Here is a 15721-nt window from a genome sequence, read left to right as displayed (position 1 = left end):
TGGGTTTGTACCTAAGGGCTCGCCAGGCGTGATTTCCGCATTCCGTTCAAAGAGCATTCCGTGGTGGCGCGGGCTGGTCCGGCTAGGCTTGGCCATTGCCATAGGCTTGGCCGCGTTCGCCGCCGCGGCGAAGGAAAAAACGGCGGATTACGGCCCGACGATGCGCTTTGTCGTCGTGCGCAGCAGCGCCCCCGGTTGCGAGCCGAATTGTCCGGAATGGATATCGGCCGAAGGCACGATCGAGGCGGGCACGCCGGCGCTGTTCAAGCGCACGCTGAAGACGCTCGGCCGACGCCAATTGCCGATCGTGGTCAATTCGCCGGGCGGCAACGTCGATGCCGCGCTCCAGCTGGGCCGCATGATCCGCAAGGCCAGGCTCGATATCGGCGTCGGCGCGACAATGTTTTACGGCTGCGAGCCGCAGATGAAGAATTGCCGGGTCAATGACGGCAAGGGCGCCGATTATTTCGGCTTTACCTACGCCATGGGCGCCATGTGCAATTCAGCCTGCCCGCTGATGTTTGCCGGCGGCATCCGCCGCGTCGTCGGCGACTGGGCCTATCTCGGCGTGCACCAGATAACCACCACCTACCAGCGCGAAAAACTGCTCTACCGCACGACCTATCGCATCGTGAACGGCAGGAAGAAGGTCGTCAGCACCAAAGTCATCAGCCGCAAGAATGCCGGTAGCTACAAGACCTATGAGATGAGCAAGCCGGTCGAGAAGCGGCTGTCGGCCTATCTGAAGGAGATGGGCATCGAACAAGGTGTGCTGGAAGCCATGAAGTCGACGCCGGCCAGCGACATAAGCCGGATCAAGGAGCCGGCCCTGCTGGCGACGAAGCTCGTCACCAGCCTCGACTCCGTCGACCTTTTCACGCAAGGGGCCTGTGCCGGCGCAGTCCGGCGCCGGCGAACTGCAGGAAATCCCGACGAATGCCAAACCGGGCCCGGCGACAACGATCGAGGTGAAGGCCGCACCTTCGCAACCGGCCGAGGCCCCGGTTTCTCAACCGGCCAAAACCCCACCGTCCATGCCGGCAGAGGTCGCTCCGGCCAACGAAGCGCCGGAAATGCGCTTCGTGGTCGTTCGCGGCAGCAACCCGCTGTGCAATCCGGACTGTCCTGAATGGATCTCGGCGCAAGGCGCGATCACGGCTCAGACCCCGCAGAAGCTGAGCCAGTTGCTTGCGACGCTTGGCGGCCGGCATCTGCCACTGGTGATCAGCTCGCGCGGAGGCGATCTGTTCGGCGCCCTGGCGACGGGGCGGCTTGCCCATGAAAAGAAGCTCGACGTCGCGGTTGCGCGCACCGATTTCGTTGGCTGCGATCCGGCGGCCTGGAACTGCCTGGCCAACGACGGCGCCTATGCAGGGCTGACCGTCGATACGGGCGGCGAATGCGATTCAGCCTGCGCCCTGCTGCTCGCCGGCGGCGCCAGGCGGCTTGTCGGCGCCAAGGCCCGGCTCAGCATGTACCTGATGGGACAAAAACAGGTGGTCAAGGCCTACCTGGACGAGATGGCGATCAACCCCGCGCTGTTCGCCGCACTTCAGCGCACGTCTGTCGAGCAGCGGCTTGAACCCGACATGATGTTGAAGGCCGGGCTGACCACAGGGGCGCAATCGGTGGACGCGCTGACGGGCGCCACGATCTGCAAGTCATCCCCCAAGCCAGACAACTGCCGGGTTTTGCCGACCACCGATGTCGCGGCAAAGTCTCAACCGAAACTTTAGCGCCCATGCACTGGCCATGGAGGCAGGTTGAGCTTGTCTCGGCAAACCCGATATCGTCCCGAGCCTGGATGAATGGAGCAGCAGCGATGAGCGAGGGCGTTCCGACACTCTATGATTGGGCCGGCGGCAGCGACGCCCTGAACCGGTTGACACAGACCTTCTATGACAAGGTGGCAAAGGATCCGATCGTCGGGCCGGTGTTCAAGACCATGTCGCCGGACCATCCCGCCCATGTCGCCGCTTTCATCGGTGAGGTCTTTGGGGGACCGAAGACCTATAGCGAAAAATTTGGCGGCCATCGCGAGATGGTCATGCATCATCTGGGCAAGCATTTGACGGAAGAGCAGCGCCGCCGCTGGATCAACCTCCTGGCCGATGCCGCCGATGCTGTCGGTCTGCCCGACGATCCTGAATTCCGTTCGGCCTTCATGGGTTACGTCGAATGGGGATCGCGACTGGCCAAGATGAACTCCAATCTCGGCGAAACCTGCGATCCGGAAACCGAGCCGATGCCGGCCTGGGACTGGGGCGTGCCTGGCGGTCCGTACACGCCACCGGAAACAAATTAGCTTCCAGCCGCCCCGGAGTGCAGGACTGATGTCGGAAGATATGAAGCTCGTGCGTTGGCGCGAGTGGGAGGGCTCCGGCCTCGAACATCTCGTGTTGCGGGAGTGGGCAGGGGAGATCGTGGCCGACTCTGTCGTTATTTTGCTCCGGCCAAATCCCTTTTGCCGTCCGCTATCGCATAGCTTGCGACGCGAATTGGCGCGCCAGGCGTGTCACGGTCGACATGATCGGCAGCCGCCGGACGCTGGCTCATGCCTCCGGCAGCGATGGCCGTTGGACCCAAGACGGCCTGCCCGTGCCCGGGCTCGATGGCGTGCTCGATCCCGATCTCACCATCACGCCCTTCACCAACACGCTGCCGATCCGGCGACTGCGGTTAAAGCCGGGCGAAAGCGCCGAGATCGCCGCCGCTTTCATCGAATTTCCGCAGCTTACCGTCGTGAAAAGCCCGCTGCGTTACACCTGCCTGGAGGAAGACAGGCGCTATCGCTACGAGTCGCTGGCGAGCGGCTTTACGCGTGAAATCGAGGTCGACGGGCAAGGACTGGTCGTCACCTATCCGGATTTCTGGCAAAGGATTTAAAACCGCTCGCAAGCGCTCTTTACAGAGCGCCCGGAAGCTTTCAGGAAGCGCCTGCGCGCAAGAAGCGCATGCACGGGCATAGCTCAGTTGGTAGAGCGGCGGTCTCCAAAACCGCAGGTCGTAGGTTCGAGCCCTGCTGCCCGTGCCATTTTCCAAGACAGAAAGCCAGAATCAAGCCTCAGCCGTTGAAAACCGGCGGGCGGCTTGCCATATAGGGAAAACTCGGGCATAAGGCCCGCATAGCCGGGACGGAACGACTGGATGGTTCCGAGGCGGCGTTAAGACATAAAGCGGGCGCTTGCCACTTGCGTGGATCAAGAATCGGTTTTATGTAGACAAGACAGACACGCGACGCGTGGAGCTGGGAAGCCAGCTTTACGCGTCTGATTTGCATGGGTGAAATGGCGGCGCTGATTCGGCGTCGCATGCAGCCCAGGCGGCACGTCCCGGCCAGCGGGATCATCCAGGAGATCCGGCCAACGGATCTTGAAGACAGAGCGGCAGATGGCTTCGAAAACCACCAATCCTTTCACCTTTCTCCAGCAGGTCCGCGCGGAGACGGCCAAGGTAACGTGGCCTTCGCGTCGCGAAACCATGATCTCGACGGTGATGGTCCTGGTGTTCGCGGTGATAGCGATGATCTTCTTCTTCGCTGCCGATATTCTGATGGGCTATGCGATCGAGTGGATCCTGGGCCTCGGGCACTGAATTCGGCGATTACGGAGAGGTCGTGAAATGACTGCGCGCTGGTATATCGTCCACGCCTATTCGAACTTCGAAAAGAAGGTCGCCGAGGATATCGAGAACAAGGCCAAACAGAAGGGCCTGTCCGCCGATATCGAGCAGATTGTGGTGCCGACCGAAAAGGTCGTCGAGATCCGTCGCGGCCGCAAGGTCGATGCCGAGCGCAAGTTCTTCCCGGGCTACGTGCTCTTGAAAGCCAATCTGACCGATGCCGTGTTCTCGCTGGTCAAGAACACGCCGAAGGTCACCGGCTTCCTGGGTGACTCCAAGCCGGTGCCGATCACCGAGGCCGAGGCGCAGCGCATCCTGAACCAGGTCCAGGAAGGCGTCGAGCGGCCGAAGCCCTCGGTCACTTTCGAGATCGGCGAGGCGATCCGTGTTTCCGACGGTCCGTTCGCGTCTTTCAACGGCGTCGTCCAGGAAGTGGACGAGGAGCGGGCACGCCTCAAGGTGGAAGTTTCGATCTTCGGGCGCGCCGTGCCCGTCGATCTGGAGTTCGGACAGGTCGAAAAGGGCTGATCCGTATACCCGCGCCGAGAGGCGTCGGGATGCCGGCGCCGACAGGCGACGGGAGGCGGCGCGAAACGCGTTGCCATGAACGGGTGGGAGGCGAAGGCGGCTAAGCCGGCCGCTGGAACCGCACCACCAGACTGCAACCGCCGGTAGTCCCGAAAATGGAGCCGGCATGAGAAAAGGCAGGAATAGAGATGGCTAAGAAAGTTGCAGGCCAGCTCAAGCTCCAGGTTGCCGCGGGCTCGGCTACGCCGTCGCCCCCGATCGGCCCGGCGCTTGGTCAGCGCGGCATCAACATCATGGAGTTCTGCAAGGCGTTCAACGCGCAGACCCAGGAGCTCGAGAAAGGATCGCCGATACCGGTGGTCATCACCTACTACCAGGACAAGTCGTTCACCTTCGTCATGAAGACGCCGCCGGTGAGCTACTTCCTCAAGAAGGCCGCCAACCTGAAGTCGGGCTCCAAGGAGCCGGGCAAGGTCAAGGCGGGCACCGTTTCGCGTGACAAGGTTCGCGAAATTGCGACTGCCAAGATGAAGGACTTGAACGCAAACGACGTCGAAGCGGCCATGCGCATGGTCGAGGGCTCCGCCCGCTCGATGGGCCTGGAAGTGGTGGGCTGAGATCATGGCAAAGATTGCAAAGCGTATTGCTAATAGCCGTGAAGGCATCGATCCGAACAAGGCTTATGCCCTCTCCGAGGCGCTGCAGCTGCTCAAGGACCGGTCGAAGGTGAAGTTCGACGAGACCATTGAGGTCGCGATGAACCTCGGCGTCGATCCGCGCCATGCCGACCAGATGGTCCGCGGCGTGGTCAACCTGCCGAACGGCACTGGCCGCTCGGTGCGTGTCGCCGTGTTCGCCCGTGGCGACAAGGCCGAGGAAGCCAAGGCCGCCGGCGCCGATATCGTTGGCGCCGAGGATCTGGTCGAAATCGTCCAGAAGGGCACGATCGATTTCGATCGCTGCATCGCCACCCCGGACATGATGCCGCTGGTCGGCCGTCTGGGTAAGGTGCTCGGCCCGCGCGGCATGATGCCGAACCCGAAGGTCGGCACCGTGACCACCGATGTGGCAGCGGCCGTCAAGGCTTCGAAGGGCGGCGCCGTCGAGTTCCGCGTCGAGAAGGCCGGTATCGTCCAGGCCGGCGTCGGCAAGGTCTCGTTCGACGTCAAGGCGCTGGAAGAAAACGTCCGCGCCTTCGCCGATGCGGTGACCAAGGCAAAGCCGGCTGGTGCCAAGGGCAACTACGTCAAGAAGGTGTCGGTCACCTCGACGATGGGCCCTGGCCTCAAGCTCGACATCGCGACGCTCGCCGCGTCGTAAGTTTCGTCTGATCGGCTACAGGCCGATCGCTAGAGCATGATCCCGAAAAGTGGGAACCGGTTTTCGGGAAAGATCATGCTCCAACAAACGAATTCCGGACCGCCGATCCGTCGGCGGCCCGGTAACCCGGAGACCGCAAGGTTTCCGGATATCCTGTCCGAGATTGCAGGCGGCCCAACAGCCTTAATTCATGTGGGCCTGCATGAGACGGGTGAAGACCCGACAAAGGAGCGACAAAGCTCCAATGAAAGGTTCGAACCGTGTTTGCCTTTTGTCTGCGCATCGCCGGCCTTGCCGTCGGTGTGGCGAAAGGGGGCAGGATCCTCGAGCGTCGTTCGGGAGATCCGTTTTTGGATGGCCCGACCGGCAAAAGGCAACCCGACGCCTGTCCTTTAAATGGGAATGTTCCCATTGGTGGGCAGGGGTCAACTGGAGATAGGCAGTGGACAGAGCGGAAAAACGCGAACTCGTCACGGGCCTGAACGAAGCGTTCGGAAACGCGGGTTCAGTCGTCGTGGCCCACTACGCCGGTATCACCGTCGCGCAAATGAACGACCTTCGGTCGAAAATGCGCGCCGCCGGTGGCACCGTCAAAGTCGCGAAGAACCGTCTCGCCAAAATCGCTCTTCAGGGCACGGACTCCGCATCGATCATCGATCTGTTCAAGGGACAGACGCTGGTCGCTTATTCGGAGGATCCGATTGCGGCGCCGAAGGTCGCGTCCGAATTCGCCAAAGGGAATGACAAGCTGATCATTCTCGGTGGCGCGATGGGCTCGACCTCGCTCAACGCCGACGGTGTGAAGGCACTCGCCACACTTCCGTCGCTCGACGAGCTGCGCGCCAGGCTGGTTGGCATGATCGCCACGCCGGCAACCCGGATCGCCCAGATCGTCAATGCACCCGCGGCTTCGGTCGCGCGCGTCATCGGCGCTTACGCCCGGAAGGACGAGGCGGCATGAGGCCGTTCCTCGCTATCACAAACACACGTTCGAACCTTATGAAGGAACATAACAATGGCTGATCTGGCAAAGATCGTAGACGACCTTTCGAAGCTGACCGTCCTCGAGGCGGCCGAGCTGTCGAAGCTCCTGGAAGAGAAGTGGGGCGTTTCGGCTGCTGCTCCGGTGGCGGTTGCCGCTGCTGGCGGCGGTGCCGCTGCTGCTGCTCCGGTTGAAGAGAAGACGGAATTCGACGTCGTTCTCGCCGACGCCGGCGCCCAGAAGATCAACGTCATCAAGGAAGTCCGCGCCATCACCGGCCTGGGCCTCAAGGAAGCCAAGGACCTGGTCGAAGCGGCTCCGAAGGCGGTCAAGGAAGCCGTTTCCAAGGCCGACGCCGAGAAGTTCAAGGCTCAGCTGGAAGCAGCTGGCGCCAAGGTCGAGTTGAAGTAACGTTAGGCGAGGGCGGACGGTCTCGCGCCGTCCGCCCCCTCCCTTGACGAGGGAGGTTTTCGTTGCGCGAGGCGTTCGAAAACCTTTTTCCTGAGGGCCGCAAGCGGCCTTCAGGAAACGGGTTTTCTCCCGTTTTAGCCGGCAGCCGCCAAGCGATTGGCCCAAGAAATTGGCAAAGGCTGGCCGGACAACAGACAAGGGCAGCCGCCAAGGCCGCCCATTGGTGCAAGGCGAACCGCGGCGAGGTTCGCCCCGAGTTCAGAGCTAAGGAGCGACGATGGCCCAGACCCAGACTTTCAATGGCCGCAGACGCGTACGCAAATTCTTCGGAAAGATCCCGGAAGTTGCGGAGATGCCGAACCTCATCGAGGTTCAGAAGGCATCCTATGACCAGTTCCTGATGGTGGACGAGCCCAAGGGCGGTCGTCCCGACGAAGGACTGCAGGCTGTTTTCAAGTCGGTCTTCCCGATCTCCGACTTTTCCGGCTCCTCCATGCTGGAGTTCGTGAAGTACGAGTTCGAGGCACCGAAATTCGACGTTGACGAATGCCGTCAGCGCGACCTAACCTATGCCGCGCCGCTCAAGGTGACGCTGCGCCTCATCGTGTTCGATATCGATGAGGATACCGGCGCGAAGTCGATCAAGGACATCAAGGAGCAGGACGTCTACATGGGCGACATGCCGCTCATGACGTCGAACGGCACCTTCATCGTCAACGGCACCGAGCGCGTCATCGTTTCGCAGATGCACCGTTCGCCGGGCGTCTTCTTCGATCACGACAAGGGCAAGTCGCACTCGTCGGGCAAGCTTCTGTTTGCCGCGCGCGTCATCCCCTATCGCGGTTCGTGGCTCGACATCGAGTTCGATTCCAAGGACGTCGTGCACGCCCGCATCGACCGTCGTCGTAAGATCCCGGTGACGTCGCTGTTGATGGCGCTCGGCATGGATGGCGAAGAGATCCTGTCGACCTTCTACAACAAGGTCACCTACAAGCGCGCCGGCGACCACTGGCGCATCCCGTTCAACGTCGAGCGTTTCCGCGGCCTCAAGGCTGTCGGCGACCTGGTCGATGCCGACACCGGTGAGGTCGTCGTCGAGCAAGGCAAGAAGATCACCGCCCGTCAGGCACGCCAGCTCGGCGAAAAGGGCCTGAAGGCGATCAAGGCAACCGACGAGGATCTGCTGGGCAATTACTTGGCCGAGGATATCGTCAACTACGCCACCGGCGAGATCTTCCTCGAGGCCGGCGACGAGATCGACGACAAGACCCTGAAGGTGCTGCTCGGCACCGGCGAGGACGAGATCCAGGTCCTGGACATCGACCACGTCAATGTCGGCGCCTACATCCGCAACACGCTCAACGTCGACAAGAACGAGAGCCGCCAGGACGCACTGTTCGACATCTACCGTGTCATGCGCCCGGGCGAGCCGCCGACGCTCGAGACCGCCGAAGCCATGTTCAACTCGCTGTTCTTCGACAGCGAGCGCTATGACCTGTCGGCCGTTGGCCGCGTCAAGATGAACATGCGCCTCGAGCTCAAGGCCGAGGACACCGTGCGCGTGCTGCGTAAGGAAGACATCCTGGCCGTGGTCAAGACGCTGGTCGAACTGCGCGACGGCAAGGGCGAGATCGACGACATCGACAATCTCGGCAACCGCCGCGTGCGTTCCGTCGGCGAGCTGATGGAGAACCAGTACCGTGTCGGCCTGCTGCGCATGGAGCGCGCGATCAAGGAACGTATGTCCTCGATCGAGATCGACACCGTCATGCCGCAGGATCTGATCAACGCCAAGCCGGCGGCCGCCGCCGTGCGCGAGTTCTTCGGCTCCTCGCAGCTGTCGCAGTTCATGGACCAGACCAATCCGCTGTCGGAGATCACCCACAAGCGCCGTCTCTCGGCGCTTGGACCGGGCGGTCTGACCCGCGAGCGCGCCGGCTTCGAGGTGCGCGACGTGCATCCGACCCATTACGGCCGCATCTGCCCGATCGAGACGCCGGAAGGCCCGAATATCGGCCTGATCAACTCGCTGGCCACTTTCGCGCGCGTCAACAAGTACGGCTTCATCGAGAGCCCGTACCGCAAGATCGTGGGCGGCAAGCTGACCAACGAGGTTGTCTACCTGTCGGCGATGGAAGAGGCCAAGCACTATGTCGCGCAGGCCAACGCCGAGCTCGACAAGCATGGCAGCTTCGTCGACGAGTTCGTCATTTGCCGTAACGCCGGCGAAGTGATGATGGCGCCGCGCGAAAACGTCGACCTGATGGACGTGTCGCCGAAGCAGATGGTGTCTGTCGCGGCCGCACTCATCCCGTTCCTCGAGAACGACGACGCCAACCGCGCGCTGATGGGTTCGAACATGCAGCGTCAGGCCGTGCCGCTGGTGCGTGCCGAGGCTCCGTTCGTCGGCACCGGCATGGAACCGGTCGTCGCCCGTGACTCGGGCGCCGCCATCGGCGCCCGCCGCGGCGGCATCGTCGACCAGGTGGACGCCACCCGTATCGTTATCCGCGCTACGGAAGATCTCGATCCGGGCAAGTCCGGCGTCGACATCTACCGGTTGATGAAGTTCCAGCGTTCGAACCAGAACACCTGCATCAACCAGCGTCCGCTGGTGCGTGTCGGCGACCGGTTGAACAAGGGTGACATCATCGCCGACGGTCCGTCGACCGAGCTCGGCGATCTGGCGCTCGGCCGCAACGTGCTCGTCGCGTTCATGCCGTGGAACGGCTACAATTACGAGGACTCGATCCTGCTCTCCGAGCGCATCGTGGCCGATGACGTCTTCACCTCGATCCACATCGAGGAATTCGAGGTCATGGCCCGCGACACCAAGCTCGGACCGGAGGAAATCACGCGCGACATTCCGAACGTTTCGGAAGAAGCACTGAAGAACCTCGACGAGGCCGGCATCGTCTATATCGGCGCGGAAGTTCAGCCGGGCGACATCCTGGTCGGCAAGATCACGCCGAAGGGCGAAAGCCCGATGACGCCGGAAGAAAAGCTTCTGCGCGCCATCTTCGGCGAAAAGGCCTCGGACGTTCGCGACACCTCCATGCGCATGCCTCCGGGCACTTTCGGCACCGTCGTCGAAGTGCGCGTCTTCAATCGCCACGGCGTCGAGAAGGACGAGCGCGCCATGGCGATCGAGCGCGAGGAGATCGAACGTCTGGCCAAGGACCGCGACGACGAGCAGGCGATCCTCGACCGCAACGTCTATGCGCGCCTTTCCGACGTGCTTGTCGGCAAGGAAGCAATCGCTGGACCGAAGGGCTTCAAGAAGGGTTCGAAGCTGTCGAAAGACACGCTGGACGAGTATCCGCGTTCGCAGTGGTGGCAGTTCGCCGTGGAGAACGAAAAGCTCCAGAGCGAGCTCGAGGCTCTGCGCGGCCAGTACGACGAGTCCAAGAAGGCGCTCGAGCAGCGCTTCATGGACAAGGTCGAGAAGGTGCAGCGCGGCGACGAAATGCCTCCGGGCGTCATGAAGATGGTCAAGGTCTTCGTGGCCGTGAAGCGCAAGATGCAGCCGGGCGACAAGATGGCCGGCCGTCACGGCAACAAGGGTGTCGTGTCGCGCATCGTTCCGGTCGAGGATATGCCTTTCCTCGAGGACGGCACGCATGCCGATATCGTGCTCAACCCGCTGGGTGTGCCGAGCCGCATGAATGTCGGCCAGATCCTTGAGACGCATCTGGGCTGGGCCTGCGCCGGCATGGGCAGGAAGATCGGCGAGCTGATCGACGCGTACAAGACAGCTGGAGACATCAAGCCGCTGCGCAAGACGCTCGAGAGCTTCATCCCGGCCAACGACCGCAACGAGCCGGTGCGCGAGTATGACGACGAAAGCGTCGTGCGTCTCAGCGAGCAGATGCGCCGCGGCGTGTCGATCGCGACTCCGGTGTTCGACGGCGCGCATGAAGCCGACATCAACACCATGCTGGAGCAGGCTGGCCTGCACACCAGCGGTCAGTCGCAGCTCTATGACGGCCGCACCGGCGAGCCGTTCGATCGCAAGGTGACGATGGGCTATATCTACATGCTCAAGCTGCACCACCTGGTGGACGACAAGATCCACGCGCGTTCGATCGGTCCGTACTCGCTCGTCACCCAGCAGCCGCTGGGCGGCAAGGCGCAGTTCGGTGGCCAGCGCTTCGGCGAAATGGAGGTCTGGGCGCTCGAAGCCTACGGCGCCGCCTACACGCTGCAGGAAATGCTGACGGTGAAGTCGGACGACGTCGCCGGCCGTACAAAGGTCTACGAGGCGATCGTGCGCGGCGACGACACGTTCGAGGCGGGCATCCCGGAGAGCTTCAACGTTCTCGTCAAGGAAATGCGCTCGCTCGGTCTCAATGTGGAGCTGGAAAACACGCAGGTCGAGGAGACCCAGACGCGTCTGCCAGACGCTGCCGAGTAAAGCCTATGGCGCGCCGCGCTTCTGTTGCGCGGCGCGCCCTGAGCATGACCCCGAAAAGTGGCCACCGGTTTTCGGACAAGGTCATGCTCAACCAAGAAATCTTTCGGCCGGCTGACCGGCCATTCTGCGGACATTTCGTCCGCGATCGATGCAAGGGGTTATCGAGGACCCCGAAAAGGAGAACGGCATGAACCAAGAGGTCATGAATCTCTTCAACCCGCAGGCGCCTGCGCAGGTGTTCGATTCCATCCGGATCTCGCTTGCCAGCCCAGAGAAGATTCTGTCCTGGTCGTTCGGCGAGATCAAGAAGCCGGAGACCATCAACTACCGCACCTTCAAGCCGGAGCGTGACGGCCTGTTCTGCGCGCGCATTTTTGGCCCGATCAAGGACTATGAGTGCCTGTGCGGCAAGTACAAGCGCATGAAGTACAAGGGCGTCATCTGCGAAAAGTGCGGCGTCGAAGTCACGCTGTCGCGCGTTCGCCGCGAGCGCATGGGCCATATCGAGCTCGCCGCGCCCGTCGCCCATATCTGGTTCCTGAAGTCGCTGCCTTCGCGCATCGGCACGCTGCTCGACATGACCTTGAAGGACATCGAGCGTGTGCTTTACTTCGAGAACTACATCGTCACCGAGCCGGGCCTCACCGCGCTGAAGGAGCACCAGCTGCTCAGCGAGGAAGAGTACATGCTGGCCGTCGACGAGTATGGCGAGGACAGCTTCACCGCCATGATCGGCGCCGAGGCCATCCATGACCTGCTTGCCGGCATGGATCTGGAGAAGATCGCCGGCGACCTGCGTTCGGAGCTGGCTTCGACCACGTCCGAGCTCAAGCAGAAGAAGTATCTGAAGCGGCTCAAGGTCGTCGAGAACTTCATGGAATCCGGCAATCGTCCGGAATGGATGATCATGAAGGTGGTTCCGGTGATCCCGCCGGACCTGCGTCCGCTCGTCCCGCTGGACGGTGGCCGTTTCGCCACGTCCGACCTGAACGACCTCTATCGCCGCGTCATCAACCGCAACAACCGCCTGAAGCGGCTGATCGAGCTGCGCGCGCCCGGCATCATCGTGCGCAATGAAAAGCGCATGCTGCAGGAAGCCGTCGATGCGCTGTTCGACAACGGCCGTCGCGGCCGCGTCATCACCGGCGCCAACAAGCGTCCGCTGAAGTCGCTGTCCGACATGCTCAAGGGCAAGCAGGGCCGGTTCCGCCAGAACCTGCTCGGCAAGCGCGTCGACTATTCCGGCCGCTCGGTCATCGTGACCGGTCCCGAGCTCAAGCTGCATCAGTGCGGCTTGCCGAAGAAGATGGCGCTGGAGCTGTTCAAGCCCTTCATCTACGCCCGCCTCGACGCCAAGGGTTTCTCCTCGACCGTCAAGCAGGCCAAGAAGCTGGTCGAGAAGGAGCGTCCGGAAGTCTGGGATATCCTCGACGAAGTCATCCGCGAGCATCCGGTGCTGCTGAACCGCGCGCCGACGCTGCACCGCCTCGGCATCCAGGCGTTCGAGCCGATCCTGATCGAAGGCAAGGCGATCCAGCTGCATCCGCTGGTCTGCACGGCCTTCAACGCCGACTTCGACGGCGACCAGATGGCGGTCCACGTGCCGCTGTCCTTGGAAGCGCAGCTTGAAGCCCGCGTGCTGATGATGTCGACCAACAACATCCTGCACCCGGCTTCCGGCGCGCCGATCATCGTGCCGTCGCAGGACATGGTTCTCGGTCTCTACTATCTCTCGATCGTCAACCAGAACGAGCCGGGCGAAGGCATGGTGTTTGCCGACATGGGCGAGCTCCAGCATGCGCTCGAGACCAAGGCCGTGACGCTGCACGCCAAGATCAAGGGCCGCTTCCGCACTGTCGATGCCGAAGGCAAGACGGTGTCGAAGATCTATGACACCACGCCTGGCCGCATGATCATCGGCGAGCTTCTGCCGAAGAACGTCAACGTGCCTTACGAGACCGCCAACCAGGAGATGACCAAGAAGAACATCTCCAAGATGATCGACACCGTCTACCGCCACTGCGGTCAGAAAGAGACGGTCATCTTCTGCGATCGCATCATGGCGCTCGGTTTCGCCCATGCCTGCCGTGCCGGCATTTCGTTCGGCAAGGACGACATGCTGATCCCGGACGCCAAGATCAAGCTGGTGTCCGACACCGAGGCTTTGGCCAAGGAATACGAGCAGCAGTACAATGACGGTCTGATCACGCAGGGCGAGAAGTACAACAAGGTCGTCGACGCCTGGGCCAAGTGCTCGGAAAAGGTCGCCGACGAGATGATGGCCCGCATCAAGGCGGTCGAGTTCGAGGACAACGGCCGTCAGAAGCCGATGAACTCGATCTACATGATGTCGCATTCGGGTGCGCGCGGTTCGCCCACCCAGATGCGCCAGCTCGCCGGCATGCGCGGCCTGATGGCGAAGCCCTCGGGTGAAATCATCGAGACGCCGATCATCTCGAACTTCAAGGAAGGCCTTACCGTGCTCGAGTACTTCAACTCGACCCACGGCGCCCGCAAGGGTCTGGCCGACACCGCCTTGAAGACGGCGAACTCGGGTTACCTCACCCGTCGTCTGGTCGACGTGGCGCAGGACTGCATCGTCAACTCCGTGGATTGCGGCACCGATAAGGGCCTCACCATGCAGCCGATCGTCGATGCCGGTCAGGTCGTCGCGTCGGTTGGCCAGCGCGTGCTGGGCCGCACCTCGCTCGACGACATCAACCATCCGGTGACCGGCGAGCTGCTGGTCAAGGCCGGTACGTTGATGGACGAGCGCGACGTGGAGCAGATCGAAAAGGCCGGCGTGCAGTCGGTTCGTATTCGCTCGGCACTGACCTGCGAGGTCAGGATCGGCGTCTGCGCGGTCTGCTACGGACGCGATCTTGCCCGCGGCACCCCGGTCAACCAGGGCGAGGCCGTTGGCGTCATCGCGGCGCAGTCCATCGGCGAGCCGGGCACCCAGCTCACCATGCGTACCTTCCATATGGGCGGTACCGCACAGGTGGTGGACTCTTCGTTCCTCGAAGCCTCGTATGAAGGCAAGGTCGAGATCCGAAACCGCAACGTGGTGCGCAACTCCGACGGCCAGCAGATGGTCATGGGCCGCAACATGGCGGTGCTGATCCTCGATGAAGCCGGCAAGGAGCGCGCCACTCACCGTGTCACCTATGGTTCGCGTATCTTCGTGGACGATGGCGACAAGGTGAAGCGCGGCCAGCGTATCGCCGAGTGGGATCCCTATACCCGCCCGATCCTCACCGAAATCGAGGGCAAGGTGGCGTTCGAGGACCTGGTCGACGGCATCTCCGTTCAGGAAACGGCCGACGAGTCGACCGGCATCACCAAGCGTGAGGTCATCGACTGGCGTTCGACGCCGCGCGGCAGCGACCTGAAGCCGGCGATGATCGTTCAAGACGCCAAGGGCAAGGTCGGCAAGCTGTCGAAGGGCGGCGATGCGCGCTTCCTGCTCTCGGTCGAGGCCATCCTCTCGGTCGAGCCGGGCGCGCATGTCCGTCCGGGCGACGTGCTGGCGCGTATCCCGATGGAAAGCGCCAAGACCAAGGACATCACCGGTGGTCTGCCGCGTGTTGCGGAACTGTTCGAGGCTCGCCGTCCGAAGGATCACGCCATCATCGCCGAGATCGATGGCACGATCCGCTTCGGCCGCGATTACAAGAACAAGCGCCGCATCATCATCGAGCCGCATGACTCGACGCTTGAGCCGGTCGAGTACCTGATCCCGAAGGGCAAGCCGTTCCATCTTCAGGACGGCGACGTCATCGAGAAGGGCGACTACATCCTCGACGGCAATCCGGCGCCGCACGACATCCTGGCGATCAAGGGCGTGGAAGCGCTTGCTTCCTACCTCGTCAACGAAATCCAGGAGGTCTACCGACTGCAGGGCGTGTCGATCAACGACAAGCACATCGAGGTGATCGTTCGCCAGATGCTGCAGAAGGTCGAGATCACCACGCAGGGCGACTCGACCTATATCCCGGGCGACCACGTCGACGTGATCGAGCTGGAAGAGGTCAATGATCGCCTGGTCGAGGACGGCAAGAAGCCGGCCGAAGGCCTGCCGGTGCTCCTGGGCATCACCAAGGCGTCGCTGCAAACGCCGTCCTTCATCTCGGCCGCCTCCTTCCAGGAGACGACCAGGGTGCTGACGGAAGCCGCGGTTGCCGGCAAGACCGACATGCTGCAGGGCCTGAAGGAAAACGTCATCGTCGGCCGTCTGATCCCGGCTGGTACGGGCGGCACGATGAGCCAGATAAGGCGCATCGCCACCTCGCGCGACGAGCTCATCATCGACGAGCGCCGAAAGGCCTCTGGTGTCGAGGTCGCCGAGCCGATGCTGACCGACATGGTCAACGCCGCGCAGTAAGCGGTATGAAATGAGAAAACAAGAAAAGGGGCCCGCGCGGCCCCTTTTCGCAACCTGGCTT

General features: G+C 62.4%; 12 protein-coding genes and 1 tRNA gene. All 13 read left to right on the top strand.

What is annotated here, in order from left to right; genetic code table 11:
* Positions 1 to 88: 88 nt before the first annotated feature.
* The 13 genes from ACVDG8_RS01200 to rpoC all read left to right on the top strand — a co-directional run bounded on the left by ACVDG8_RS01200 (position 89) and on the right by rpoC (position 15660).
* On the top strand, positions 89 to 1129 hold the full coding sequence (locus tag ACVDG8_RS01200) for a hypothetical protein (RefSeq protein WP_455707490.1): 1041 nt from the start codon (positions 89 to 91) through the stop codon (positions 1127 to 1129).
* A complete protein-coding gene (locus ACVDG8_RS01195) occupies positions 1074 to 1736 on the top strand; it encodes a hypothetical protein (protein WP_455707489.1) in 663 nt (220 codons plus the stop codon). Before ACVDG8_RS01200 ends, ACVDG8_RS01195 begins: the two co-directional genes overlap by 56 nt.
* Before the next feature lie 86 nt (positions 1737 to 1822).
* A complete protein-coding gene (locus ACVDG8_RS01190) occupies positions 1823 to 2305 on the top strand; it encodes a group II truncated hemoglobin (protein ID WP_447253046.1) in 483 nt (160 codons plus the stop codon).
* 86 nt (positions 2306 to 2391) lie between these two features.
* Positions 2392 to 2886 (top strand): putative glycolipid-binding domain-containing protein, encoded by a 495-nt coding sequence (locus ACVDG8_RS01185; RefSeq protein ID WP_447257198.1) that lies wholly within the window; start codon positions 2392 to 2394, stop codon positions 2884 to 2886.
* Positions 2887 to 2958: 72 nt separating this feature from the next.
* Positions 2959 to 3034: transfer RNA gene (locus ACVDG8_RS01180), tRNA-Trp, on the top strand.
* A gap of 356 nt (positions 3035 to 3390) precedes the next feature.
* On the top strand, positions 3391 to 3594 hold the full coding sequence (gene secE, locus ACVDG8_RS01175) for a preprotein translocase subunit SecE (protein ID WP_371012114.1): 204 nt from the start codon (positions 3391 to 3393) through the stop codon (positions 3592 to 3594).
* A gap of 27 nt (positions 3595 to 3621) precedes the next feature.
* On the top strand, positions 3622 to 4149 hold the full coding sequence (gene nusG, locus ACVDG8_RS01170) for a transcription termination/antitermination protein NusG (protein ID WP_371012113.1): 528 nt from the start codon (positions 3622 to 3624) through the stop codon (positions 4147 to 4149).
* 188 nt (positions 4150 to 4337) lie between these two features.
* Positions 4338 to 4766, top strand: coding sequence for a 50S ribosomal protein L11 (rplK, locus tag ACVDG8_RS01165; RefSeq protein WP_140822948.1), 429 nt, complete (start codon positions 4338 to 4340; stop codon positions 4764 to 4766).
* A 4-nt stretch (positions 4767 to 4770) separates the two neighbouring features.
* A complete protein-coding gene (gene rplA, locus ACVDG8_RS01160) occupies positions 4771 to 5469 on the top strand; it encodes a 50S ribosomal protein L1 (protein ID WP_447253045.1) in 699 nt (232 codons plus the stop codon).
* A gap of 442 nt (positions 5470 to 5911) precedes the next feature.
* The gene (gene rplJ, locus ACVDG8_RS01155) at positions 5912 to 6430 is read left to right on the top strand and encodes a 50S ribosomal protein L10 (protein WP_447253044.1); all 519 of its coding nucleotides are present in this window, start codon (positions 5912 to 5914) and stop codon (positions 6428 to 6430) included.
* Positions 6431 to 6484: 54 nt separating this feature from the next.
* The gene (gene rplL / locus ACVDG8_RS01150; RefSeq protein WP_455707488.1) at positions 6485 to 6862 is read left to right on the top strand and encodes a 50S ribosomal protein L7/L12; all 378 of its coding nucleotides are present in this window, start codon (positions 6485 to 6487) and stop codon (positions 6860 to 6862) included.
* A 277-nt stretch (positions 6863 to 7139) separates the two neighbouring features.
* Positions 7140 to 11276: a DNA-directed RNA polymerase subunit beta gene (gene rpoB / locus ACVDG8_RS01145; RefSeq protein ID WP_447253043.1), complete on the top strand. Its 4137-nt coding sequence runs from the start codon at positions 7140 to 7142 to the stop codon at positions 11274 to 11276.
* Positions 11277 to 11463: 187 nt separating this feature from the next.
* A complete protein-coding gene (gene rpoC, locus ACVDG8_RS01140) occupies positions 11464 to 15660 on the top strand; it encodes a DNA-directed RNA polymerase subunit beta' (protein WP_447253042.1) in 4197 nt (1398 codons plus the stop codon).
* Positions 15661 to 15721: the final 61 nt, after the last annotated feature.

The sequence above is a fragment of the Mesorhizobium sp. ORM8.1 genome (genome assembly GCF_053005525.2).
This window is presented reverse-complemented; position numbering and strand designations above follow the sequence as displayed.

Excerpts from the sequence above, each read along its gene's own strand:
- ACVDG8_RS01195 (WP_455707489.1), top strand. The coding sequence starts at position 1,074 with ATGCGCTTCGTGGTCGTTCGCGGCAGCAACCCGCTGTGCAATCCGGAC.
- ACVDG8_RS01190 (WP_447253046.1), top strand. The coding sequence starts at position 1,823 with ATGAGCGAGGGCGTTCCGACACTCTATGATTGGGCCGGCGGCAGCGAC.
- secE (WP_371012114.1), top strand. The coding sequence starts at position 3,391 with ATGGCTTCGAAAACCACCAATCCTTTCACCTTTCTCCAGCAGGTCCGC.
- nusG (WP_371012113.1), top strand. The coding sequence starts at position 3,622 with ATGACTGCGCGCTGGTATATCGTCCACGCCTATTCGAACTTCGAAAAG.
- rplK (WP_140822948.1), top strand. The coding sequence starts at position 4,338 with ATGGCTAAGAAAGTTGCAGGCCAGCTCAAGCTCCAGGTTGCCGCGGGC.
- rplA (WP_447253045.1), top strand. The coding sequence starts at position 4,771 with ATGGCAAAGATTGCAAAGCGTATTGCTAATAGCCGTGAAGGCATCGAT.
- rplL (WP_455707488.1), top strand. The coding sequence starts at position 6,485 with ATGGCTGATCTGGCAAAGATCGTAGACGACCTTTCGAAGCTGACCGTC.
- rpoB (WP_447253043.1), top strand. The coding sequence starts at position 7,140 with ATGGCCCAGACCCAGACTTTCAATGGCCGCAGACGCGTACGCAAATTC.
- rpoC (WP_447253042.1), top strand. The coding sequence starts at position 11,464 with ATGAACCAAGAGGTCATGAATCTCTTCAACCCGCAGGCGCCTGCGCAG.